This window comes from Prosthecodimorpha staleyi (genome assembly GCF_018729455.1).
GTDB classification, from domain to species: Bacteria; Pseudomonadota; Alphaproteobacteria; order Rhizobiales; family Ancalomicrobiaceae; genus Prosthecodimorpha; species Prosthecodimorpha staleyi.
In genome coordinates, this window is record NZ_JAHHZF010000002.1 from 607,710 (window position 1) to 631,198 (window position 23,489).

Consider the following 23,489-nt stretch of genomic DNA (forward strand, 5'->3'; position numbering starts at 1 on the left):
CGTCTCCGTGATCGCTCGTGTCAGGCCTTGTGCGCCGCCGCGGCACCCGCCTTGCCGAGCACCGCCTCGCTGATGGAGGCAGGCAGCGGCTTCGGGGTCTCGATCAGGCCCAGAACCGGCAGGATCACCAGGAAGTGCAGGAAGTAGTAGGCGGTGAGCACGCGCGCCCACAGCACGTAGGTCCCTTCCGCCGGCAGCGAGCCGAGATAGCCCAGGCCGACGCAGACGATCGCGAACACCCAGAAGAACTGCTTGAACAGCGGCCGGTAGGCGCCCGACTTGACGCGCGAGGTGTCGAGCCAGGGCACGATGAACATCACCGCGATGGCGCCGAACATGCACAGCACGCCGCCGAGCTTGGACGGGATGGCGCGCAGGATCGCGTAGAAGGGCAGGAAGTACCATTCCGGCACGATATGAGCCGGCGTCACCATCGGGTTCGCCTCGATGTAGTTGTCCGGGTGACCCATGAAGTTGGGCACGTAGAACAGGAACCAGGCGAACACGATCAGGAAGCACACCACCGCGAAGCTGTCCTTCAGCGTCGCATAGGGGGTGAAGGGCACGGTATCCTGCAGCGACTTGACTTCGACGCCGGCCGGATTGTTCTGCCCGACCACATGCAGCGCCCAGATGTGCAGGATGACGATGCCGACGATCACGAAGGGCAGCAGGTAGTGCAGCGAGAAGAAGCGGTTGAGGGTCGGATTGTCGACCGAGAAGCCGCCCCAGAGCCAGGTCACGATCGGCTCACCGACGAACGGGAAGGCCGAGAACAGGTTGGTGATGACGGTGGCGCCCCAGAAGCTCATCTGGCCCCACGGCAGCACGTAGCCCATGAAGGCGGTCGCCATCATGACCAGGAAGATCAGCACGCCCAGGATCCAGAGGACTTCGCGCGGCTCCTTGTAGGAACCGTAGTAGAAGCCGCGGAACATGTGGATGTAGACGGCGATGAAGAACATCGACGCGCCGTTGGCATGCATGTAGCGCAGCAGCCAGCCCCAGTTCACGTCGCGCATGATGTGCTCGACGGAGGCGAAAGCCAGGGAGGTGTGCGGCGTGTAGTGCATCACCAGCACGATGCCGGTCAGAAGCTGGCAGACCAGCATGACCATCAGGATCGCGCCGAAGGTCCAGAAGTAGTTGAGATTCTTCGGAACCGGAAAGGCAATCGCCTGGCCGTGCGCCAAGCTGATGATCGGCAGCCGCCGCTCGAGCCAGCGCGTGAAGCCGTTGTTCGGAGTATAGGTCGAATGACCCTGCATGATCTCGTCTCCCGAAGCCGGCGATCAGCCGATCTTGACGACCTTGTCGGACAGAAACTGGACGGAGGGAACGGGCAGGTTATACGGCGCCGGGCCCTTACGAATACGGCCGGACGTGTCGTAGGACGAGCCATGGCAGGGACAGAACCAGCCATTATATTCGCCGCGCTGTCCGACGCCGCCGAGCGGCACGCAGCCGAGATGGGTGCAGACGCCGACCACGATCAGCCAATTGTCGCGGCCCTTCTGGACGCGCGCCTCGTCGGTCTGCGGATCCTTGAGTTCGCCGAGCGGAACCTTGCGGGCCGCCTCGATCTCCTCCGGCGTGCGATTGCGGATGAAGACCGGCTTGCCGCGCCATTTCACCGTGACGATCTGGCCCGGCTTGATCGCCGAGACATCGACCTCCAGGGAGGCCAGCGCCAGGGCGGAGGCGTCGGGGTTCATCTGGGCGATGAAGGGCCAGGCCAGCGACGCGGCGCCGACCGCGCCGGCGGCGCCGGTCGCGATGTAGAGAAAGTCGCGGCGGGTCGGTTCTGCCGTGTGGGTGTTAGCCAAGATCGGATCCTCTCGAACATGCGGCCGACCCGTCTCGCCGTTCCGCCCCGTTCGACCCGCCTCTGCCGCGACAACCGCGCGACCGGGTGCCCGGAAGGCGGTTCTTCGGAAGAAGGCGGACGGGCGCAGGCGGGCGCCGAGATCGGCAGGAAACGGCGTGCCTTGGCGCAGCTTCGGCCGGTCGCGCGGTGTTTTGGCACTACTTCCGAAGATTGTCCAGCACGCCGAAAGCAGCAATCGGCCGGATTTACGACCACGTCGCGGCACCGCAACATGAAAGCCTAAATCCCGACAGCCATTGACGAATGCCAGGACATCGGCATGCCTGTCCGCATTCGGAGACGACCCCATGCGCCTTGTCCTCTACCAGCCCGACATCCCACAGAATACGGGTTCGATTCTGCGCCTCGCCGCCTGTCTCGGCGTTGCGGTGGATCTCATCGAGCCGGCCGGCTTCGTCATTACCGACAAGGGCTTGCGTCGCGCCGGGCTGGACTATCTGCCGGCCGCGACGTTGACCCGCCACGACAGCTTTGCAGCCTTCGAGGCCTGGCGCCGGCAGGCCGGCGGACGCCTCGTCCTGGTCACCACCCGCGCCGCCATGCCCTATACCGAATTCGCGTATCGGCCCGGCGATTGGCTCATGCTCGGCCGGGAATCGGCCGGGGTGCCGGATGCCGTGCACGATCTGGCCGAGGCGCGGGTCGTCATCCCGATGATCCCCGGCATGCGCTCGGTCAATGTCGCGGTGGCTGCCGGCATGATTCTGAGCGAGGCCCTGCGCCAGACAGGCGGCTTTCCCGCAACCGGCCCGGCGGAGTAGTGTCGGCGGCGGCCCGCCGTCGCGCGCCGTTCCCGCCCGAGCCCGCAAGAGGTCGTCCTTGTCCCTGCCCGCCACTATCGAGACCGAAAAAACGATTGCCCGCGCCTGGTTCGAGACCCTGCGCGACCGCATTTGCGCGGCCTTCGAAGAGATCGAGGACACATTCGACGGCCCGTTCGCCGCTGGCGCGCACGCGCCGGCCGGCCGCTTCGAGCGCACGCCCTGGCAGCGCACCGACCACAGCGGCCAGGACGGCGGCGGCGGCGTGATGTCGATCATGAAGGGCCGCGTCTTCGAAAAGGTCGGCGTGCACTGCTCGACCGTGCATGGCGAGTTCAGCCCGGAATTCCGCAGCCAGGTCCCCGGTGCCGCCGAGGACCCGCGCTTCTGGGCCAGCGGCATCTCGCTGATCGCGCATCTGCACAACCCGAATGTCCCGGCCGTCCACATGAACACCCGCATGGTCGTGACGACCCGGCGCTGGTTCGGCGGCGGCGCGGATCTGACGCCGGTGCTCGACCGGCGGCGGACCCAGGACGATCCCGACACGATCGCCTTCCATGCCGCCATGGAGGCCGCCTGCCAGGCCCACGGCGCCGACTATCCGCGCTACAAGGCCTGGTGCGACGAATACTTCTTCCTGAAGCACCGCAACGAGATGCGCGGCATCGGCGGCATCTTCTACGACTATCTCGACGGCAGCGGCTTCGCGCAGGACCTCGCCTTCACGCAGGCGGTCGGAGAAGCCTTCCTGGGCATCTACCCGGACCTGGTCCGGCGCAACATGGGCACGCCTTGGACCGAGGCCGACCGGGAGGAGCAGCTCGTCCGGCGCGGCCGCTACGTCGAATTCAACCTGCTCTACGACCGCGGCACGATCTTCGGCCTGAAGACCGGCGGCAATGTCGATTCGATCCTCTCCTCGATGCCGCCCGTGGTGAAGTGGCCCTGATCATGCGGGAAAACCCGCAGTCGCTTCAGGCGCAACGGGAATCAGCTAGGCTGACGCATTCCTTCGATGGAGGTTTTCCATGTCCGACCCCCTGTTTTCCCCCGGCGATGTCGTCTCCCTGCGCTCCGGCGGCCCTGCCATGACGGTGACCAAGGTGACCGCCACAGAGATCACCTGCCTGTGGTTCGCGGAAACCGACCAGACGCTTCGCACCGGCACGGTTCCGCCGATCGCGCTCGCTCTGATCGAGTCCGATGACGAGATCGAAGACGCCGACGACGAGATCGAAGACGACGACGACTGAGGACGCGCCGGCCCGCACGGTCCGCCGCCCGGCACCGGGCGGGCGTTGTTCGGGCCGGTCCGGCATGCAAGGATCGTCGAGGTCCCCGGCCGATCGGGGTCCGTGCAGCCGGAGCCTGCCATGAGACCCGCCGCTCTCTTCATCGCGCTCGGCCTGGCCGCGGCCTCGGCGACATCGGCCGCCGCCTGGTGGGATGCCGGCCACATGCAGATCGCGGCGCTGGCCTGGGAGCGGCTCGACGAGCCGGTTCGGGCCAAGGTCGACGCGCTGCTGCGGGTCAATGCCGAGCAGTACCGGCTCTGGTCTGCCGGCGCGCCCGACGAAGCCACGGGCCGGCAATATGCCTTCATCCGCGCCTCGGTCTGGGCCGACGAGATCAAGGACACGCCCGGCTACGACGCCCGCGACGACAAGGTCGACGGGCCGGAAGCCGGCCGCAACGTCGGCTGGGGCGACAAGCTCCCGCACGCCTACTGGCATTTCAAGGATATCGGCTTCAGCGAGGACGGCACGCCGGCCGTGCATGCCGATCCGGTCGACGCGGCCTCCCAGATCAAGCTGCTCTCCGCCGCGCTGGCGCACAACTCGGGCGCGACGGACGATGTCCGCTCCTACGACCTGGTCTGGCTGATCCATCTCGTCGCCGATGCCCACCAACCGCTGCATGCGGTGGCACGCAGTTCCGTCCTGCGGCCGGGCGGTGATGCCGGGGGCAATTTCGTCGAGGTGCAGCCGGCGACCGGCGAGATCATCCCGCTGCATGCCTATTGGGACCGCCTGCTCGGCACCGGCTCGACGCCGCGCCAGGCCGTCAAGGACGCGATCGGCCGTGACCCGGCCGGCACCGACCCGAAGCGCGTGCGATCGTCGGCAAGCCTCCTGCCCCAGCCCGATCGCGCCCGCGCCGCCGTCGCCGACCCGGATGCCTGGTTCGCCGAGAGCGCCGCGCTCGCCCGCCGTTACGCCTATGCCGAGCCGGTCCGTTCCGGAGAAGGCCCGATCCGCCTCGACCGGGACTATGAGACCGCGGCCCGCTCGGTCGCACGGCAGCAGGCGGCCGTGGCCGGTGCGCGCCTCGCCAACCTGATCAACGCGGCTTTGCGATAGCAGCGCGTCGGACAGGCCGCTATCCGGTCTCCGCCCTGGCTTGCGCCTGTCAGCCGGTGACCGCGATCACGGTCGCGCCGGTCGCCTCCACCAATTGGGCGGGTGCGATCGCGAACACCGCCTTCGGGCTGCCGGCGGCGGCCCAGACCGTCTCGAAGGCGAGCAGGTCGCGGTCGAGATAGGTGGTCATCGGCGTCTCGTGGCCGATCGGGGCGACGCCGCCGATCGCGAAGCCGGTGGTGGTCCGGACATAGCTGGCATCGGGGCGTTCCAGCGCCTCGCCGATCGCCGCCCGGACGCCCGTCTCATCGACCCGGTTGGCGCCCGAGACGAGCAGCAGCAGCGGACGACGCGTCTCGGCACCGACGAAGACCAGCGACTTGACGATCTGGCCGACAGCACAGCCGCAGGCCGCCGCGGCATCCTCGGCGGTGCGGGTCGATCCCGGCATCTCGACGATCTCGACCGCCAGACCGAGATCGGTCGCGGCAAGGCGGACCCGATCGATTCCGCTCAGCTTTTCCGCCATTGTCCCTGCGTCTCCCGTTTCCCGCCGTCTGCGGATGGCACCCGGCCGGCTTGCTGGTAGGATATCGGCGTCCATCGCCGCAAGCCCGATCGACGGGTTGCGGCCATGCCGGAGCACTTGGAGCCGTTCGAGATGGCCGATGCCGATCCCTCAAGCCGCCCGGCCGGGACCGTCCGCAGCCTGCAGGAGGCGATCCGGCGGGTCCAAGAGGTCGCCACCGCGAAGGCCGACAGCCTTGCAGACCTCGCCGCCACCGAGCGCGCCCGTCTGCACTTGCTGGCCGAGGCGCTGGCCGACGTGGTCCGGGACATCCCGCCGGAGGTGGATTTCTTCATCCTGGCGATCTCGCCGGCCGACCCGCCGCGCCTGTGGATCGACATGACCAGCCACGTCGCCCTGGCGCGCGACCGGCGCACCTACCGCTTCGTGAAGGATACCCGGCTCGGCCGCGTGGTGCTGCGCGAGACCCCCGTGCTCGACCGGATGGCCGATGCGGTCACCGACTACATCGCCGAGCGGCTGATCGAGCGCGAGCGGGCTTTCGAGGCCGACTGGCTGCTGGCCCGGCGGGGCAGCGGGCACGGCGCCCAGGCCGTCCCATACCCTGCGGAGGCGGCACCGCCCGCGGCGCCCGGGCCCCTGCCCGGCCGCCTGTCGACATTCGCCGCCTTCGCGGCGGGCCTCGCGCTCGGCATCGCGGCCCTGCTCGCCTTCGCGATCCTGCGTTCGGGCTGACCGTTGGCCGGAGGTCGGGCCGGACCCCGGCCGCCCGGCGTCAGTTGCCGGGCCGCAGGGTCCGGCGCGCGATCTCGCCGGCCTGGCTCGCCCCCGGTGCGAAGCCGCGCTCGACATGGGTCAGCGTCCAATCGCCCGGACCGCCCTCGACGGTGAAATGGTTCCAGCCGGCGCCGCGCCGGTCGGCTCGCGGCGAGGCCGAGGCCGACGGCACGCCGACGACCGGCACGCCGCCGGTCGGCCCGTCGATGAAGCCGACGGTGCCCTTGTGGGTATGGCCATGCAGAACCAGTTCGGCGCCGGCCTCGCGCACGATCCGGCGAAACCGTTCGGCGCCGATCAGCCGGGCCGCCCACGGCGCCGCGCCGCGGATCGGGGGATGGTGGATCATCACGCAGCGGAACAGCCCCTCGCGGCCGAGCGTCTCCAGGAGTTCGGCCAGCCGCATGCCCTGGCTCACGTCGAAAGTGCCGGTGGCCATGAACGGGCCGGTTGCCTTGGCCGAGGAGACGCCGACGAAGGCGACCGGGCCGCGCCGTCGGACATAGGGAAAGCGGACATGCTCGCTGCCGTCGCCGCTCATGAACGCCCCCCAGACCTCGGTCGCCTGTTTCAGGGCGGTGCGCACATAGGCGTCGTGGTTGCCCGGCACCACGGATACGTCGGCGGCGGCGCCGAGCGACATCAGCCAGGCGCGCGCCGAATGGACCTCGGCATCGAGCGCGATGTTGACCAGATCGCCGGTCACGCAGACATGCCCGGGCGCATGGGCGCGCATGTCGGCGACCAGATCGTCGAGCACGGTCGGCCGCATGGCGCCGCGCCCGCGGTTGAGCCGCCAGTTGAGATAGCCGAGCACCCGCTTGGACATCAGTTCGCGCAGGCGGACGTCGGGCAGCGGGCCGAGATGGGGATCGGACAGATGGGCGAAGGAATACATGAGCCTCGCGCGGGGCTGGTCGGGAACCCGGTCCGCGAAACGGCCGGACCGCCGGTCGGGTTCCTGTCGGCGGCGCGACCGCTTTAGCCCATGCCGGCTTCCGAGGAAACGCCAGACATGCAAAAAGCGGCCAGCGCCGGACAGAACCCGGCGACGGCCTCGCTAGCCAACTTCATGCCGACCGGGAGATCCCGACGCCCGCCCGCGACCGCCGGTCCGCAAGCCGCGACCGCCCGGACGCGATCCGGCTCCGGTGTCCAGGCCGGTTCAGTTGTTCGGGAAGGTGCGCAGCGTCGCGACGACGCGCGGATTGGTCCAATCGACCGCAGGCGCCCAGGAAAAGCTTTCGATCCGGAACATCCGGCGCAGAACGGCGAACATGACAGGTCCTCAATGCGGACGGCTTCACTGCCGCCAGGGGCGGACCGCCGTCTCGTGACCGCCCGCGGCGGCCATCCGTTGTGCATTGCACACGCCATCAAATAGGCAGAAGCACAGCAAAACGGCAGCCCTCCGCCTGGCAATGCCGCCATGCAGTCGCCACATGGCGGCGGCGGGACGGCAACGTCCACGGGTTCCCGAGCGCAAGAAGACTTCATGAACCGGATTCGGCTAGATTGGCGGCCGACAGGAGACCACCGAGCGTGCTGAATCACCTGAAGCCGATCGTGCGGCGTACCGTGACCTGGTCGGGCCTCGTCACCCGTCCGGTGACGCTGGGCGTGCGCGGCTTCGTGGTCGACGGGCAGCGCCGCATCTTCCTGGTCAGACACGGCTATCTGCCCGGCTGGTACCTGCCGGGCGGCGGCGTCGATCCGGGCGAGAGCGCCGGCCGCGCCCTGGTGCGGGAGCTGGAGGAGGAAGGCGGCATCCGGGTCGAGGAGAGCCGCATCTTCGGCCTCTATCTGAACAGCCGGACGTCGCGGCGCGACCATGTGGCGCTGTTCGTGGTCGACGCCTTCACGATGACCCCGTCCCCCTTCGTGCCCAATGCGGAGATCCGCGAGGTCGGCTTCTTTCCGCTCGACGCCCTGCCGGAGGGGACCACCGGGGCAACCCGGCGGCGCATCGCCGAGGTGGTCGAAGGCACCCCGCGCGCCGACATCTGGTAGGCAGCGTTTCGCCCTCAAGCCGATCGGCGCCCTTGAACCACCGTGCCGCTCATGCTAGCGACAAAATGCCTGCATGGCGGGATCGGGACAGCCGATCTTCTGCCGGCAGGCATTGCGGACCCGGCACAGGGTCAACGGGAGCGGATCGTGCGGTTCGGCATGGCGCAGCGACGACGAGGCGAACGACGTGGAGCGATCCACGCCGCCGGCCCGCGCGCCCAATCCTGATCCCGACGCCTCCGCCATCGGCAGCAGTGCGGTCCAGGGGTTCCGGTTCGAGCGCGGGCATCGATGCCCGCCTGACCGACGACGATACCGGACCCATGCTGATGCACGCGCCCCTCTATTTGATTCGCCCTGAACTGCCCGAAGACGATGCCGCGATCGAGGATCTGCACGAGATCGGCTTCGGCCCCGGCCGCTTCGCCAAGACGGCCTTCCGGCTGCGCGAAGGCGTGCCGGCCGACCCGGATCTGTCGCTAGTCGCCCTGGTCGGCGGTCGCGTCGCGGGGTCCGTGCGGCTGACGCCGATCCGGATCGGCGCGGATCCGGCACTCCTGCTCGGCCCGTTGGCCGTCCATCCGGATTTCGGCAACCGTGGGATCGGCCGTGCCCTGGTCCGGACCTCGCTGGAGGCTGCGGCCCGGCTCGGCCACACCATGGTCCTTCTGGTTGGCGACGAGCCCTATTACGGGCCGCTGGGCTTCCACCACGTCCCCCCGGAGCGGGTGCAGCTGCCGGGCCCGGTCGATACAAGGCGCGTCCTCATCGCCGAACTCAGACCGGGTGCCCACGCCCAAGCCCAAGGCCCCGCCAAGAACTGGCGCTGGGGGTGAGGGATGGTCGGTGCGCGTCGCGCGCCGATCGATCGCATCGCGATCGAAATCCCGAACGCACCCGAGCCCAAGCGAGGGGGCAGGACGAGGGATGGTCGGTGCGCGTCGCGCGCCGATCGATCGCATCGCGATCGAAATCCCGAACGCACACGAGCGCGAGCGAGGGGGCCGGACCAGGGATGGTCGGTGCACATCGCGCGCCGATCGATCGCACCTCGATCGAAATCCCGAACGCCGGCGAACCGGCATGCACCCCGGACGCCGACTACCGCCCTTCCCGCCACCACAGCAACGAGACCGCGCCGAGCAGCAGGGCGAGACCGAGCAAACCGGTGAAGAAGCCGTAGCGGTCGACCCCCTTGAGGACGCTGGCATTGGTCTGCTTCAGGCCGATCCAGTCGCTGCCCGACAGGGTGACGCCGGCGCGGAGCGGCAGCACGCGCGGCGTGACCACTTGGTCGCCGCTCGGCACCAGCCGGCGCACGCCGCCGCCGGTCGACTGGGCCAGCGCCTCGGTCGGCCGGGCACTCGACAGCACATCGGTGAATTCGCGCGGATTGGGCGGGCCGATATGGGCGAGCGCGGTGCGCTCGCCGTCGGTGACGCGCCACAGGCCTAGTTCGCGCGCCGGCGTCTGGGTGCGCCAGAGGCCCGGCTCGGATTGTTCGAGCTTGGCGTCCAGCGTCTCGCCGGTCGGCTTGGTGATGGTCACCGGCTTGACCTCGGCGCCCAGCGTTTGGCGCTCCACGACCAGATCGCGGCCGCGCTGGACGAGCCGCAGGGCCTCCTCCTCGAGATCCGGCTCCTTCATCAGCCAGTGAGCCAATCGGCGCAGCAGCGGACCGTGCGGCCCGCCGCCCTCGTATCCGCGCGCCCACAGCCAGACATGGTCGGACAGCAGCAGCCCGACCCGTCCGGCGCCTTCGCGCGACAGGATCAGCGCCGGCTTGTCGTTGATGCCGGTCATCACCGCGGTGCCGCTCGACGGCGTCGCCTCGATCAGGCGGAACCAGCGGCTCCATTGCGGCGGGTCGGAGGCCCCGCCCGGCAGGGCGCGGGTGACCGGATGGCGCTGGCCGACCGCGCTGACCTTCGGGATGAACGGTTCCTCGCGCACCACGCCGTTCGGCTCGGCCGGCAGCACGCTGGCCAGCGGGGTGCGGAACAGGCTGCCGGCGCCGGCCGGGTCGGGACCCGAGGCGACCAGCACGGCGCCACCCTCGCGCACGTAGCGGGCGATGTTGTCGAAATAGATCGACGGCAGGATGCCGCGGCGCTGGTAGCGGTCGAAGATGATCAGGTCGAAATCCTTGATCTTCTCCTGAAACAGCTCGCGCGTCGGGAAGGCGATCAGCGACAGCTCGTGGATCGGCGTGCCGTCCTGCTTCTCCGGGGGACGCAGGATGGTGAAATGGACGAGATCGACCGAGGCGTCGGACTTGAGCAGGTTGCGCCAGGTCCGCTCGCCGGCATGCGGCTCGCCGGAGACCAGGAGCACGCGGAGATTCTCGCGGATGCCCTCGATGGTGCTGACCGCGCGGTTGTTGACCGTGGTCAGTTCGTCGGCGATGGCCTCGGCCTCGATCTCGACGATGTTGTCGCCGGCATGGGTGATCTTGACCGAGGCGGTCGCGACCTGGCCGGGCGTGACCTGCTGCACCGCGACGGTCTCGCCGTCGCGCCGGATCGTCACCTTGACCCGCCCGCCCGGCGGCACCGCGCCCGAATCGATCACCCGGTAGGCGAGCTTCTGCTCGGCGCCGACGAGGCCGAAGCGCGGCGCGGTGGTGACCACCACGCGCCGGTCGATCTCGCGCTCGCGGCCGGACAGCAGCACATGGAGAGGGGCGTCGAAGCCGAGCGCGCCCTTGTCCTTGGGCACGTCGTGGACCTGGCCGTCGGTCAGCATGACGACGCCGCCGATCCGCTCGGGCGGCACGTCCGAGAACGCCTGGCCGAGTGCCTGGAACAGGCGTGTGCCGTCGGCCCCGGCGCCGTCGCGATCGCTGCCGACCTCGACCTCGCGCAGTTCGAAGCCCTTGAGTGCGCCGATCTGGCGGGCCAGCACTGCGCGCGCCTGTTCGGTCTCGCGGGTGCGCGTGCCCAGCGCCTGGCTCTGGCTCTTGTCGACCACCAGCGCGACCACGCTCGGCAGCGGCTCGCGGTCCTCGCGCTGGAAGACCGGGTTGATCAGGGCGAGCACCAGTGCCGCCACCGCGCCGACGCGCAGCCAGCCGCCGCGCAGGCCGGCCAGGATCGAGACCAGCGCGAGCGCGCCGGCGCCGAGCCCGAGAAGCGCGATCAGCCAGAGCGGCATGAGCGGCGCGGCATCGAAGGACCAGCTCATCGGGCGCAATCCTCCCGCGGCGGACCGGACGGATGGGGCACGACCGTGGGCAGGGTCACTGGCCGAGCCTTTCCAGCAGTGCCGGGATATGGACCTGGTCGGCCTTGTAGTTCCCGGTCAGCGTGTACATGACGATATTGACCCCGACCCGGAAGGCGATCTCGCGCTGGCGCGGATCGTTCGGCACGGTCGGCAGGAAGAAGTCGCCGCTTTCGGTCAGCGCCCAGGCGCCGGCAAGATCGTTGCCGGTGATCATGATCGGCGAGACGCCGTCGCCCGGACGCACCGGGCGTTCGGCCGCCTGTGCGGGATCCTGCGGCGGCGTCGCCTCCACCCAGAGCGGGCCGCCGTCGAAGCGGCCGGGGAAATCCTGCAGGAGGTAGAAGGATTTGGTCAGGACGTGGTCGGTCGGCACCGGCTCCAGATCGGGAATGTCCAGGCCGGTCAGGATGCGCCGCAGCGCCTCGTTGGCGGGCGACGTGCGGCCGGTGCCGCGCAGGACGCCGGCATTGATGGTATCGCGGGTGTCGAACAGGATGGTTCCGCCATTCTTCATGAAGGCGTCGACCCGGGTGATCACCTTGGAGTCCGGGCGCGCGGCGCCGGCATCGACCGGCCAGTAGAGCAGCGGGAAGAAGGCCAGTTCGTCACGGGTCAGGTCGACGCCGACCGGCGTGGCCGGCTCCAGGGCGGTCCGGTCGGCGAGCACCCGCGACAGGCCTTCCAGTCCGCGGCGCGAGACTTCATCGATCTCGGCATTGCCGGTGACCACATAGGCGAGCCGTGTGCCGAGGGCCGCATCCCGCTCGAACTTCTCGCGCGCCGCATCGGCCGCGACCGCGCTGCCGGACAGTACCGCCAGCAGCGTCACGGCGGCGACGGCGAGGATCGTTGCGGCGACCGCCGGCCGGCGCGCAAGGCGGCCGGCGAGATAGAGAACCGCAAGGCCGTCGAGCAAGAGCAGCAGGAGCGCCGCCGCGAAGGCGAAGGGCTTCAGGTCGCGCGGGCCGCCGGCCGCGTAGACTTCGACCCGGGCGGTGGGAACGGCCGAGAGATCGAGCGCGGCGATCCTGTCGCCCGCCCGCATCAGATTCAGTGCCACGAAGGCCTCCTCGGTTCCGTAGAGCCCCGGCGGGTGTTCGCGTCCGACCTCCAGGTCGCGCCGACCCTCCGGGATCGGCTTGGCGTCGGCGCCGGGCAGCACCGGACGGCCGTAGCCGTCGAGCAGGCGCAGCGGCGCGAGCAGAACCGGTCCCGCAGCGGCGCGGTTGCCGGCCTCGGCGGCCTCCTGGCCGGTCCCGGCGCCGCCGGCCTCGGTCTTGCCGGTGCTGGCCGACGAATAGGCGACGACCCGGCGCAGCATCTCGATGAAGCTGCCGGACAACGGCAGGTTCGACCAGCCGGTATCGGCGGTGACGTGGAACAGGATCAGCCAGCCCTTGCCGAGCCGGGTCGCGGTGACCAGCGGCGTGCCGTCGGTCAGGCTGGCCCAGGTCTTCTGCGCGAGGTCGGGATGCGGTTCGGCCAGTACCTGGCGGGTCACGGTCACGTCGCGCGGCACGTCGAGGCCGGCGAAGGGGCCGGTCTGGCTGAAGCTGCCGAGCGCCTGCGGCTGCGACCACGACAGGGCGCCGCCGAGCGTGCGCCCGCCCTGGCGAAGCGCCACCGGCACCAGCCGGTCGCCGCCCTTGACGGCGGCGAGCCGCGGTCCGGCGAAGCGGACCAGCACGCCGCCATTGGCGACCCAGTCCTCGGTCACCTTCTCGGCATCGCCGACGATGGTGCCGATGTCGGCGGTCATGATGACCGACACGTTCTGGCGCACGAGATCGCGGATCGCCTGGGCGGTGTCAGTGGCGCGCGGCTCGCGCACCTCGGCAAAGGGCGCCAGCGCGCGGGTCAGGTAGTGGACCGGGGAGAGCAGCGGCTGCGCGGCATCGGCGCTCGCGCCCGACAACAGGCCGACTGCGCGCCGGCGCCAGCGTTCGTCGAGCAGTTGCACGGCGGCGGCATGGCCGGCGCCCTCGATCTCGACGCGGGCGATGTCGTTCCTGAGTTCGATCGGCAGGTCGAAGCTCGCCGTCGTCGCCCCCTCCCCGGCCGCGAAGCCGAACGGGACTTCGGCGACGACGCGGCCCTTCGGATCGAGCGCGCGGACGAGGCCGCCGCGCGGGCCCGCCGTGTCGGCGCGCAGCAGCGTCGCGGTCAGGGCCTTGAGTTGGTTCTCGGTCTCGCCGAGCGCGAGCGGCAGCATGGTGCCGCCGGCATAGACGGTGATCGGCGTCGCCCCGGCAAATCCCTGCAGGTCGGCCGCGAAGCGCGTGCCGGACTGGTGGTCGAGGCCGTCGGACAGCCAGATGACCGAGCCCGGCGCGGTCTTCTCGGCGCTCTTGCGCAGGGACGGCAGCAGGGCGGCGCGATCGGGCTGCCAGGGCCGCGGCTCCAACGCGGCGAGCCGGTTGCGCGCCTCACCGACGGCGCTGGGGTCGAGCGGCTGGCTGGTGCCCTCGGCGGTCGCTATCAGGGCGACGGGGCGGCCGGCATCGGCGGCCTGGGCGATCAGCCGGTCGGCGACCGAGCGGATCGAACCCCAGCGGTCGGCCGAGCCCCAGCCGTTGTCGATGACCAGCCAGAGCGGACCGCTGCCGCCGTCGCTGCGTGCGAGCGGACGCCAGACCGGGCCGGCCAGCGCCATGATCACCAGGGCGGCGAGCAGGAGCCGCAGGAGCGTCAGCCACCAGGGGCTCCGGTTCGGGGTCTCCTCGCGCTTGATGATGTCGAACAGGAGCCGCGTCGGCGGGAAGGCGATCTCCTGCGGACGCGGCGGGGTCAGGCGCAACAGCCACCAGATCGCCGGCAGCAGGATGAGCGCGCCGAGCATCAGGGGGGCGGTGAAGCCGAGCGGCAGGAGGCCCATCACGAGGCGACCTCCAGGGTCGAGACCGAGCCGCCGGCCTTCACGTTGCCGGCGCCGCGCGCCGAGGCCGACAGGCGGCCGTGCAGCGCCAGCAGCGGTTCGGCGGCGGAGCGGTCGGTATGGTGGATCAGGTAGGTCCAGCCGAGCCGCGCGGCGAGCCGGCGCAACTGGTCGCGGTGCGCGGCCAGCCGGTCGCGATAGGCGGCCTGCCAGTCTTCGGCCCGGCCGGCGACGATGCGTGCGCCGGTCTCCGGATCGCGGAACTCCGTCCGGCCGGCAAACGGGAAGGTCTCCTCGACCGGATCCATCACCTGGACCAGATGGCCGCGCGCGCCCGATCCGGCGATGCGGGTCAGCACCGCCGTGGTGGTTTCGATGGGATCGAGGAAATCGCCGACCAGGACGAGATCGGAGAAGCGGCGGATCGGATGGCTGTCCGGGAAGGCCTCGCGACCCGACAGATGGGTCAGCGCCGCCGCGGCGCGTTCGGCCGCGGCGCGGTGCGGCGTCGGGCGCAGCAGGCCGGGCACGCCGACGCGTTCGCCGCCGCGGGCGAGCAGGTCGGCGACGGCGAGCAGCAGCACGACCGCCCGGTCGCGCTTGGTCACGGGGGCCAGGCGGGACTGGAAGTCCATCGAGGGCGACAGATCCGGCCACAGCCAGACCGTATGGGCGCTCTCCCATTCGCGCTCGCGAACATAGAGATGATCGTCGCGCGCGGAGCGCCGCCAGTCGATCCGGCCGACCGATTCGCCGGCCGTGAAGGGCCGGAACTGCCAGAAGGTCTCACCCGGCCCGGCCTGCCGGCGGCCGTGCCAGCCGGCCGCCACGGTGGCGGCGACGCGACGGGCCTCAACGAGCAGATCCGGCAGGGCCGAGGACAGGCTCTTCGCCGTCTTGACCAGTCCGAGACCGTTCCTGTCCGCCACACCGGATCCCTTCATCCTGTCGCTCAACCGATCCGAGCCCTCGCCTTGCCGATCAATTGGGCGATCGTCATGCCGTCCGCCCGGGCCGCGAAGGTCAGCGCCATGCGGTGCTGCAGCACCGGTTCGGCGAGCGCCTGGACATCGTCCAGCGACGGCGCGAGCCGGCCGTCAAGCAGTGCGCGGGCGCGCACCGTCAGCATCAGCGCCTGGCTGGCGCGCGGGCCGGGACCCCAGGCGATATGGCGGGTGATGTCGTCGGTCTCTTCCATCGGCCGGCAGGAGCGGACCAGTTCGAGGATGCCCTCGACCACCGTCTCGCCGACCGGCATGCGCCGGACCAGCGCCTGCATCGCGGCCAGCCGCTCGGCGGAGAGGACCGCGGCGGCGCGCGCCTCGCCGGCGCCGGTCGTCTCCAGGAGGATGCGCCGCTCGGAGGCGAGGTCGGGATAGTGCACGTCGATCTGCATCAGGAAGCGGTCGAGCTGGGCTTCGGGCAGCGGATAGGTGCCCTCCTGCTCGAGCGGATTCTGCGTCGCCAGCACATGGAACGGGCGCGGCAGGTCGTGGCGCTGGCCGGCGACCGTGACGTGATATTCCTGCATCGCCTGCAGGAGCGCCGACTGCGTGCGCGGGCTGGCGCGGTTGATCTCGTCGGCCATCAGAAGCTGGGCGAAGACCGGGCCGCGGATGAAGCGGAACGAGCGCGAGCCGTCGCCCGCCTGGTCGAGCACTTCGGAGCCGACGATGTCGGAGGGCATCAGGTCGGGGGTGAACTGGATGCGACGGGCATCGAGCCCGAGCACGGTGCCGAGGGTCTCGACCAGCTTGGTCTTGGCGAGACCGGGCACGCCGACCAGCAGGCCGTGGCCGCCGGACAGGATCGTCACCAGCGAACGCTCGACCACGCTCTCCTGGCCGAAAATCACCTCGCCGACGCCGGCCTTGACCCGAGCGAGCGTCTCGACCGCACCTTCCGCCTCGGCGATGATCGCCTTGTCGTCGACCTTGACCATCTCGTTCATCGCACTCATGCGGCCGGAACCTCTCTTGTCACGCCGGGATCGCCCTTACCCCGAGTCCGCCTGCCGAACCCGATCTTGGCAGGAAGCCCGGTGTTGCGCACCCGGATATTCCACGCCGCCCCGGCTGCGTCGTCGCAGGGACGCTGCGGGGGCTGGCCCTCGGCGATCGTCCCATGACCGGATCACATGGATCAACAGTGGACAAATCAAGGCCGAAGCCCCAACTGGCTGGAACGGCCGGGTTCCATGCCGGGCCTGGGTCCAGGGAACCCGCAGCGATGGATAACGGCAAAGTGATGGGAGGGCTGGAGGCGCTGATCGCCCGCGCCGGGCAGATCCGCGGCACGCCGCCGGTCGAGTGCTGGAATCCGCCCTTCTGCGGCGACATCGACATGCGCATCGCCGCCGACGGCACCTGGTTCTACATGGGCACCCCGATCGGCCGGGAAGCGCTGGTGCGCCTGTTCGCCTCCGTGCTGCGCCGCGACGAGGACGGCCGCACCTATCTGGTCACGCCGGTCGAGAAATGCGGCATCCGCGTCGACGACGCACCCTTCCTGGCCGTGGAGATGCAGGCGGTGGGCGAGGATGCGGACCAGAAGCTCGTCTTCCGCACCAATGTCGGCGACATCGTCGAGGCCGGGCCGGAGCATCCGCTGCGTTTCGAGATCGATGCCGCCAACCACGGCCTCAGGCCCTATCTGCATGTCCGCGGCCGGCTGGAGGCGCGGCTCGCCCGCGCGGTGATGTATGAACTGGTCGCCGCCGGCACCGAGGCTCCGGTCGACGGCGAGCCCTGGTTCGGGGTCTGGTCGACCGGCCGATTCTTCCCCATTCTCCCAGCCGCCGAGGCGATGAGCCTCGGCTGATCTCATGAGTTTCCGGGGCGAGCCGCCTCGGCCGATCCGGACGCCGCCCTTGCCCCTTCCCCTCGCTTCCGATCCGCTCGACGCGTCCGCCGTCGCCGCCTCGCCCTTCGCCCCGCAGCGCTTCCGCGCCGTCGCCGAGCCGCGCCTGACGCTCGACCCCGACGCGGTCTATGCGGGCGAGCCGACCGGCGACGACTGGCTGAACCCGGATGGACGCCTCTTCGAGCCGCAACCGCGGCTGCGCGATGCGGCGGTGCTGGTGCCGATCGTGGCGCGCGAGCCGGAGGCGAGCGTGATCCTGACGCGCCGCACCGACCATCTCTCCTCCCATGCCGGGCAGATCGCCTTTCCGGGCGGTAAGATCGACCCGACCGACGCCTCGCCGGCCGAGGCCGCCTTGCGCGAGGCCGAGGAGGAGATCGGGCTCGATCGCGGCCTCGTCGAGATGCTCGGCTACGCTGCGCCCTATCACACGCGCTCGGGCTTCCGCATCCTGCCGGTTCTGGCGATGATCCGGCCCGGCTACCGGGCCACGCCCAACCCGAACGAGGTCGCGGATGTCTTCGAGGTGCCGCTCGGATTTCTGATGAACCCGGACAATCACCGCATCAATTTTCGCGAAGCCCCGTCCGGGCGGCGATATTTCTATGAAATGCCCTATGGCGATCACTATATATGGGGCGTCACGGCCGGCATCCTGCGCCGCATATACGAGAGGCTCTACATCTGATGCTGCGCCAAGTACTGATAGAACTCAGTCTGTTTCTGACGCCCTTCGTGGTCTGGGCCGCCTACGCCAAGGCGCGCGGGCAGGTCGGCGAGAACGGACTTCTGGCCGCAGCCCCGGTGGCCTGGCTGGTCCTGTCCGGTCTGGTCCTGGTCGCGATCGGGCTTGCGGGCCTCGCCCTGCTCGACGACAGCGGCCATGCCGGCCTCGACGGGCGCTACATTCCGACCCACATGGAAAACGGGGAACTGGTGCCGGGCCGGTTCGACACGAAGTGACCGCTTCGATCGCCGGGGCCGGATGGCTCGTCGACCCGCGCCTGCAGCGCCTGTTCCGGGCGATCGCGCGCGACGGCGACGAGGCGCTGGCGGTCGGCGGCGCCGTCCGCAACACGCTGATGGGACTGCCGGTCAACGACGTCGATATCGCCACGACCGCCGCCCCGCCGATCGTCATGGCACGCGCCGAACGCGCCGGGTTGAAGCCGGTGCCGACCGGCATCGATCACGGCACCGTCACGGTGGTGGTCGACGGTCACCCCTTCGAGGTCACCACGCTGCGCGAGGACATCGAGACCCACGGTCGCCACGCGACCGTGCGCTTCGGCCGCGACTGGGCCGCCGACGCCCTGCGGCGCGACTTCACCATGAACGCGCTCTATGCGGCACCGGACGGCCGCGTCCGCGATCTGGTCGGCGGCATCGAGGATTGCCTCGCGCGCCGGGTCCGCTTCATCGGCCGGCCTGAGGACCGCATCCGCGAGGACTATCTGCGCATCCTGCGCTTCTTCCGCTTCCACGCCGCCTATGGGCATGGCGCCCCCGATGCCGCCGGCCTGGCGGCCTGCATTAGGGCACGCGACGGGCTCGACCGGCTCTCCGCCGAGCGGATCGGGCAGGAGACCGCCAAGCTGGTCGTTGCCGCCGGAGCCCCCGAGACGGCGGCGATCATGAGCGATTGCGGCCTGTTGCAGCGGGTGCTCGGTGGGGCCGCCGACCTCGCCGGCTTCGCACGGCTGCATGGCGTCGCGCGCGACGCCGTGGTGGCGCCCGCAGGCAAGGCCGACTGGCCGCTGTTCCTGGCCGGTCTCGCGGTCTGGACCGAGACCGATGCGCCGCGCCTTGCCGACCGCCTGCGCCTGCCGGGCGCGGCGCGCGACCGCATGGCGCTCGCCGTGACGATGGCACGCTCGGTCGGCTCCGGTTTCGACGACATGGCGGCCCGGCGGCTGCTCTACCGGGCCGGGGAGATCGGTCACCGCGACGCGCTGGCCCTTGCGGCGGCGCGCGGTCGGATCGCGGCGGACGACGCCTTCGCCCATCATTTGGCACTGCCCTGGCGCTGGCGGACCCCGCGCCTGCCGCTCGGCGGACGCGACCTGATGGCGGCCGGCATCGAGAGGGGCCCGCGCATCGGCGAACTGCTCGCCGCCGCCGAAGCCCTCTGGCTGGCGAGCGATTTCACCCTGTCCGGCGCCGACCTCCTGGAGCGGCTATCGCTCACGCCGCCGGCGGGACAGGCCCCCCGGACTTGACAATCGAGACCGGCAGCGGCGCCGGTTCGACGCCGAGAAAGCGGCAGATCCGCTCGGTCGGCTCCGGCAGGATCTCGCGCACGTCTCCCGACCCGGTCAATTCGGCATAGTCGATCGTCAGGATACGCGGATTGGCGCCGATCAGCGGCTGAAGCCGGGCGAAGTCGCCGGCATGCCTTGCCATCCAGTCCCGGATCTCGTCTTCCGGGGGCATATATTTCATCTGCGCGGGGATCGCACCCGGGTCGCGAAAATGGGCGCGGTGGGCACGGCCGAGCTCGCGGCGCGACAGCGCGCTGCGCAAGTTGCTGACCGCCACCGCGCGCAGATCGCGGACGAGGTGGATGATCGGCAGGGCCGACAGGTCGACCCCGAGCGCGGCCGCCTCCTCCGTTTGATTGTACATGACCGCGGCGAAGTTGAGCTTGCCGGGCACCGGCACATAGGCGCCGCGACGGCGGAGCGGCCCGAACTCGCCATGAAAGGCGACCCGCGGATGGCGGCCGAGCGCCGATCCGAGCATATGCGAGCCCGAGCGCTGCAGGCAGAGAAGCACGAAATCGAAGCGTGGGCTGAACGGCCCGATGATCCGGTGCACCGGCGCACCGGCGGGCTCCTGCCAGAGCTGCCGGGCCGCCCGGGTCGTATCGGCACCCCAGACCGCGTCGAAGCGATCGGCCAGATCGACCGCGAAGTGATGTCGCGCCGCATCATAGGCTTCGCTTTTCCAGCGCTCGGTCTTCCAGCCGGAATTGATCTGCCGGAGATGGCGGAAATGCACCATGTCCTCGCCGATGCTCCAGACCTGATCGGGATCGACGCGGCTGTCCGGACCGAGGATCGCATGCACGGCCAGGCCGGCATCGTCGTCGAGGCGGGCCGGGATCGCCGCCCATTTCGGGCGGCATGGGGCTTCGACGCGGGCGTCGGATGTATCGACCTGGCCGCGCAGGCCGAGCAGGCAATCGCGGTGGCGCAGGCGATCCCGGTCGGCAACCGAGGCGATGGCGGGTGCCTCGGCCCAGAAGCCGCGAAAGACCATCGCGGCGGCCTTCGAACCTTCCAGCCGGTCGAGGACCGATGGCCCGCCGCTGACCACGAGTTCGTCGATGTCGAGACTGAGGACGCCGCGCGACCGGGCCAGGAAGCGCCGCCGGGCATGTTCGAGGGCCCCGACCTGACAGAAGCGGTCCAATCCGGCGTTCTGGCTCAATCCATAGGGAAACGGCCAGGAGACGACGGTAACCTGGATCAGACCGGCGATGCCCGACAGGGCGGCGGCGATATCCTGCGGTGCATAGCGCGTCGAGGCATTGTCGTAGAGAAGCACCGCGTCGATGCCTTGGGTCCGGACATGATACTCCGCCCAGTCGCGGATCCAGGCGAGAGGGTTGTCCTGCGACAGCGTCAAAAGAACCCGCCGGCCGGCGAACAAGTGTGTGCCGGATGGCTGAATGGCGACGTCGGCACGCCGCTCCCGGGCGAGCACTTCGATCCGCCCGGCGCGACCCAGATCCCGGCCGGAGATGGTCCAGCGCATCAGCGGCAGACCGGGCCGGGCCGGACTTGCCTCGGCATCGAGGTCCGCGCCCCCGGCGCGAAACCTGATCGGCCCGAGTTCGGGCGTGACAGTGTCGATCCGCGGCCCGAGCGCGACGACCCGATCCGGTGCCGTGTCGCGAAAGATGTCGAAGAACAGCGTGTCGACGTCGAAACGGCCCGGGGATTCGCCGGGGTTCACGCGGTCGACCGGCAGCGTCCGGGTGGCCCGGAAGCGGGCGAGCGACACGGCCGACAGCCCCGGCGCGTGCCGATGCCCCATCCCCAGACGCCGCAGCCAATCCCGCACAGAAGCCATCCCGTCCCCCTCCGGGCGGGTGTTCCCATGGGACGGCGCCAGGGTCAACGGCCGATTGCGGCAACGGCCGGGGCCGGCTTGGAGGGCTATTCGTAGCGCAGCGCCTCGATCGGATCGAGCCGGGCCGCCTTGGTGGCCGGGTACCAGCCGAAGAAGACGCCGACCCCGGCCGAGAAGGCGAAAGCGAGGCCGATCACGTCGGGGGCGATGACCAGCGGCCAGCCGGTCATGCGCGCCAGCGTTATCGAGGTCGCCGCCCCGATCAGGATGCCGATGGTGCCGCCGACCAGGGCCAGCACCATGGCCTCGATCAGGAACTGGAGCCGGATGTCGCGCCGGCGCGCGCCGACCGCCATGCGCAGCCCGATCTCGCGGGTCCGCTCGGTGACCGAGACCAGCATGATGTTCATGATGCCGATGCCGCCGACCACCAGGGCGATGGTGGCGACAACGCCGAGCAGCCGCGACAGGGTCCGGGCGGCGGAGGTCTGCGCCTCGACCAGTTGCGTCAGGTTGCGCAGATTGTAGGCCTCGGACAGATCGCCGGCCGTCTGCTGGGCGAAACGCCGGTCGAGCACAGTGCGCGCCGAGCGCTCGACCTCGTCGAGGGCCTCGGCCGAATTGGCCTTCAAGGTGATGGAGTCGATCTGGTCGGGCCGGGACTTGAACCGGCCGAGCAGGCGCTGGCGGGCGGTGTCGAGCGGTACGAAGATGACGTCGTCCTGGTCCTGGCCGAACATGGTCTGGCCCTTGGACTTCATCACGCCGATGACCTCCGCGGGCATCTTCTGGATGCGGATCACGCTGCCGATCGGATCGTCTTCGCCGAACAGCTGTTCGGCCACGGTCCGGCCGATGATCGCCACCTTGGCGCCGCGCCGTTCCTCGGCCTCGGTGAAACTGCGTCCGGTGTCGATCTCCCAGTCGCGGGCGATGAAGAAGTCCTCGCCGACGCCGTTGACCCGGGTCGACCAGTTCAGGTTGCCGTAGACGACCTGGACATTGCCGGCGACGCTCGGCGCCACGACCAGCGCCTCGGCGACCTCGTCGCGCAGCGCCGTCGCATCGCGCTCGGAGAGCCGGCCGGACGAGCCGGACGGCCCGCGCGCCCCGCCCATGTTGCTGTTGCCCGGCCAGACCACGATGATGTTGGAGCCGAGGCTGGTCATGATCCGGCCGATCGTCTCCTGCGCGCCGACGCCGATCGCGAAGGTGGCAATGACCGCCGCAACGCCGATCACCATGCCGAGCATGGTCAGCGCCGAGCGCAGCCAGTTCGCCGTCAGCGCGGCGAGCGCCATGCGGGTCGCCTCGATGAAGCTCATGCGACGGCTCCCGCGATGCCTTGGGGCGCCGGCCCGGCGTTGGGTACCGGTCCCGCCTCCGGCGGCGACGCGATGCCGACGCGGGCATCGAGCGGGGCGGCGACGACCTCGTCGGCGATCAGCCGCCCGTCGCGAAAGCGCAGGATGCGGCCGGCGTGGCGGGCGACGTCCTCGTCGTGGGTGACCATCAGGATGGTGCGGCCGTCGCGGTTGAGCGCCTGCAGGAGGGCCAGGATCTCCCGGCCGGTGCGGGTGTCGAGCGCGCCGGTCGGCTCGTCGGCGAGCACCACGGCGGGGTCGTTGACCAGCGCGCGGGCGATGGCGACGCGCTGCTTCTGGCCGCCGGAGAGTTGCGGCGGCTTGTGCCGGGCGCGGCCGGTCAGGCCGACGGCGGCCAGCAGTTCGGCGGCCCGCTGCCGGCGCTTGCGGCGCGGCATCCGGCCATAGGCGAGCGGCATGGCGACATTGTCGAGCGCGCTCAGCCGGGGCAGCAGGTTGAAGGTCTGGAAGACGAAGCCGAGCGTATCCCGCCGCGTGCCGGCGAGCCCGTCGCTGTCGATCTGCTCGACATCGACGCCGTCGATCAGGAGCCTGCCCGAGGTCGCCCGGTCGAGGCAGCCGATCAGGTTCATCAGCGTCGACTTGCCCGAGCCGGACGGCCCCATCACGGCCACGAAGCTGCCGCGCGGCACGGTGAAGCTCACGTCGTCGAGCGCGCGGACCACGTCGTCGCCGCCCGAATAGGTCTTGGTCAGGTGCTCGACCGCGATGACCGGCTGCGCCTCCATGGCCGCCTC

At 70.4% G+C, this 23,489-nt stretch carries 22 protein-coding genes; 11 read left to right on the forward strand and 11 right to left on the reverse strand.

Annotated elements, in window-relative coordinates:
- Positions 1–20 precede the first annotated feature (20 nt).
- Both KL771_RS05785 and petA read right to left on the reverse strand, forming a co-directional pair.
- On the reverse strand, positions 21–1,268 hold the full coding sequence (locus KL771_RS05785) for a cytochrome b (protein WP_261967585.1): 1,248 nt from the start codon (positions 1,266–1,268) through the stop codon (positions 21–23).
- A 24-nt stretch (positions 1,269–1,292) separates the two neighbouring features.
- The gene (gene petA, locus KL771_RS05790; protein WP_054358473.1) at positions 1,293–1,826 is read right to left on the reverse strand and encodes a ubiquinol-cytochrome c reductase iron-sulfur subunit; all 534 of its coding nucleotides are present in this window, start codon (positions 1,824–1,826) and stop codon (positions 1,293–1,295) included.
- A gap of 349 nt (positions 1,827–2,175) precedes the next feature.
- Here petA and KL771_RS05795 point away from each other — a divergent pair, with 349 nt between their 5' ends.
- The 4 genes from KL771_RS05795 to KL771_RS05810 all read left to right on the forward strand — a co-directional run bounded on the left by KL771_RS05795 (position 2,176) and on the right by KL771_RS05810 (position 5,012).
- Positions 2,176–2,649, forward strand: a complete 474-nt coding sequence (locus tag KL771_RS05795; protein ID WP_261967586.1) for a tRNA (cytidine(34)-2'-O)-methyltransferase — start codon at positions 2,176–2,178, stop codon at positions 2,647–2,649.
- A gap of 58 nt (positions 2,650–2,707) precedes the next feature.
- Positions 2,708–3,601 (forward strand): oxygen-dependent coproporphyrinogen oxidase, encoded by an 894-nt coding sequence (gene hemF, locus KL771_RS05800; RefSeq protein ID WP_261967587.1) that lies wholly within the window; start codon positions 2,708–2,710, stop codon positions 3,599–3,601.
- Positions 3,602–3,680: 79 nt separating this feature from the next.
- The gene (locus KL771_RS05805) at positions 3,681–3,905 is read left to right on the forward strand and encodes a YodC family protein (protein ID WP_261967588.1); all 225 of its coding nucleotides are present in this window, start codon (positions 3,681–3,683) and stop codon (positions 3,903–3,905) included.
- Positions 3,906–4,025: 120 nt separating this feature from the next.
- Complete coding sequence (locus KL771_RS05810) at positions 4,026–5,012, forward strand: S1/P1 nuclease (RefSeq protein WP_261967589.1); 987 nt, start codon at positions 4,026–4,028, stop codon at positions 5,010–5,012.
- Positions 5,013–5,061: 49 nt separating this feature from the next.
- On the opposite strand, the gene KL771_RS05815 is transcribed toward KL771_RS05810, so the two are convergent.
- On the reverse strand, positions 5,062–5,541 hold the full coding sequence (locus KL771_RS05815; RefSeq protein ID WP_261967590.1) for a YbaK/EbsC family protein: 480 nt from the start codon (positions 5,539–5,541) through the stop codon (positions 5,062–5,064).
- A 105-nt stretch (positions 5,542–5,646) separates the two neighbouring features.
- On the opposite strand from KL771_RS05815, the gene KL771_RS05820 reads away from it, so the two are divergent.
- The gene (locus KL771_RS05820; RefSeq protein WP_261967591.1) at positions 5,647–6,276 is read left to right on the forward strand and encodes a hypothetical protein; all 630 of its coding nucleotides are present in this window, start codon (positions 5,647–5,649) and stop codon (positions 6,274–6,276) included.
- 40 nt (positions 6,277–6,316) lie between these two features.
- Here KL771_RS05820 and KL771_RS05825 read toward each other — a convergent pair whose 3' ends face one another.
- The gene (locus tag KL771_RS05825; protein WP_261967592.1) at positions 6,317–7,216 is read right to left on the reverse strand and encodes a metallophosphoesterase family protein; all 900 of its coding nucleotides are present in this window, start codon (positions 7,214–7,216) and stop codon (positions 6,317–6,319) included.
- 644 nt (positions 7,217–7,860) lie between these two features.
- Between KL771_RS05825 and KL771_RS05830 the strand changes: the two genes are divergently transcribed.
- Both KL771_RS05830 and KL771_RS05835 read left to right on the forward strand, forming a co-directional pair.
- Positions 7,861–8,328 (forward strand): NUDIX domain-containing protein, encoded by a 468-nt coding sequence (locus KL771_RS05830; protein WP_261967593.1) that lies wholly within the window; start codon positions 7,861–7,863, stop codon positions 8,326–8,328.
- Between the two features lie 329 nt (positions 8,329–8,657).
- Entirely contained in the window at positions 8,658–9,164 is a 507-nt protein-coding gene (locus KL771_RS05835; protein WP_261967641.1) for a GNAT family N-acetyltransferase, read from the forward strand.
- A gap of 265 nt (positions 9,165–9,429) precedes the next feature.
- On the opposite strand, the gene KL771_RS05840 is transcribed toward KL771_RS05835, so the two are convergent.
- Genes KL771_RS05840 through KL771_RS05855 form a run of 4 tightly spaced genes read right to left on the reverse strand, consistent with a single transcriptional unit; the run spans position 9,430 to position 16,388 of the window.
- Complete coding sequence (locus KL771_RS05840) at positions 9,430–11,511, reverse strand: hypothetical protein (protein WP_261967594.1); 2,082 nt, start codon at positions 11,509–11,511, stop codon at positions 9,430–9,432.
- A gap of 55 nt (positions 11,512–11,566) precedes the next feature.
- Positions 11,567–14,428, reverse strand: coding sequence for a DUF4159 domain-containing protein (locus KL771_RS05845; RefSeq protein WP_261967642.1), 2,862 nt, complete (start codon positions 14,426–14,428; stop codon positions 11,567–11,569).
- The gene (locus KL771_RS05850; protein ID WP_390866533.1) at positions 14,428–15,372 is read right to left on the reverse strand and encodes a DUF58 domain-containing protein; all 945 of its coding nucleotides are present in this window, start codon (positions 15,370–15,372) and stop codon (positions 14,428–14,430) included. The genes KL771_RS05845 and KL771_RS05850 overlap by 1 nt, the downstream gene beginning before the upstream one ends.
- Before the next feature lie 8 nt (positions 15,373–15,380).
- Positions 15,381–16,388 carry an AAA family ATPase gene (locus tag KL771_RS05855; RefSeq protein WP_140941019.1) on the reverse strand — a complete coding sequence of 336 codons (1,008 nt, stop codon included), beginning with the start codon at positions 16,386–16,388 and terminating at the stop codon, positions 15,381–15,383.
- A gap of 269 nt (positions 16,389–16,657) precedes the next feature.
- Here KL771_RS05855 and KL771_RS05860 point away from each other — a divergent pair, with 269 nt between their 5' ends.
- From KL771_RS05860 to KL771_RS05875, 4 genes are read left to right on the forward strand one after another with little or no spacing between them, the layout of a single operon-like run.
- Positions 16,658–17,248: a DUF1285 domain-containing protein gene (locus KL771_RS05860; protein WP_261967596.1), complete on the forward strand. Its 591-nt coding sequence runs from the start codon at positions 16,658–16,660 to the stop codon at positions 17,246–17,248.
- 49 nt (positions 17,249–17,297) lie between these two features.
- Positions 17,298–17,978: a CoA pyrophosphatase gene (locus KL771_RS05865; RefSeq protein WP_261967597.1), complete on the forward strand. Its 681-nt coding sequence runs from the start codon at positions 17,298–17,300 to the stop codon at positions 17,976–17,978.
- Entirely contained in the window at positions 17,978–18,253 is a 276-nt protein-coding gene (locus tag KL771_RS05870; RefSeq protein ID WP_261967598.1) for a DUF6111 family protein, read from the forward strand. The genes KL771_RS05865 and KL771_RS05870 overlap by 1 nt, the downstream gene beginning before the upstream one ends.
- Positions 18,250–19,509 (forward strand): CCA tRNA nucleotidyltransferase, encoded by a 1,260-nt coding sequence (locus KL771_RS05875; RefSeq protein ID WP_261967599.1) that lies wholly within the window; start codon positions 18,250–18,252, stop codon positions 19,507–19,509. Before KL771_RS05870 ends, KL771_RS05875 begins: the two co-directional genes overlap by 4 nt.
- Here KL771_RS05875 and KL771_RS05880 read toward each other — a convergent pair.
- The 3 genes from KL771_RS05880 to KL771_RS05890 all read right to left on the reverse strand — a co-directional run bounded on the left by KL771_RS05880 (position 19,475) and on the right by KL771_RS05890 (position 23,480).
- On the reverse strand, positions 19,475–21,367 hold the full coding sequence (locus KL771_RS05880) for a sulfotransferase (RefSeq protein WP_261967600.1): 1,893 nt from the start codon (positions 21,365–21,367) through the stop codon (positions 19,475–19,477). The genes KL771_RS05875 and KL771_RS05880 overlap by 35 nt on opposite strands.
- A gap of 86 nt (positions 21,368–21,453) precedes the next feature.
- Positions 21,454–22,692 (reverse strand): ABC transporter permease, encoded by a 1,239-nt coding sequence (locus KL771_RS05885; protein ID WP_261967601.1) that lies wholly within the window; start codon positions 22,690–22,692, stop codon positions 21,454–21,456.
- Complete coding sequence (locus tag KL771_RS05890) at positions 22,689–23,480, reverse strand: ABC transporter ATP-binding protein (protein WP_261967602.1); 792 nt, start codon at positions 23,478–23,480, stop codon at positions 22,689–22,691. The genes KL771_RS05885 and KL771_RS05890 overlap by 4 nt, the downstream gene beginning before the upstream one ends.
- Positions 23,481–23,489 lie beyond the last annotated feature (9 nt).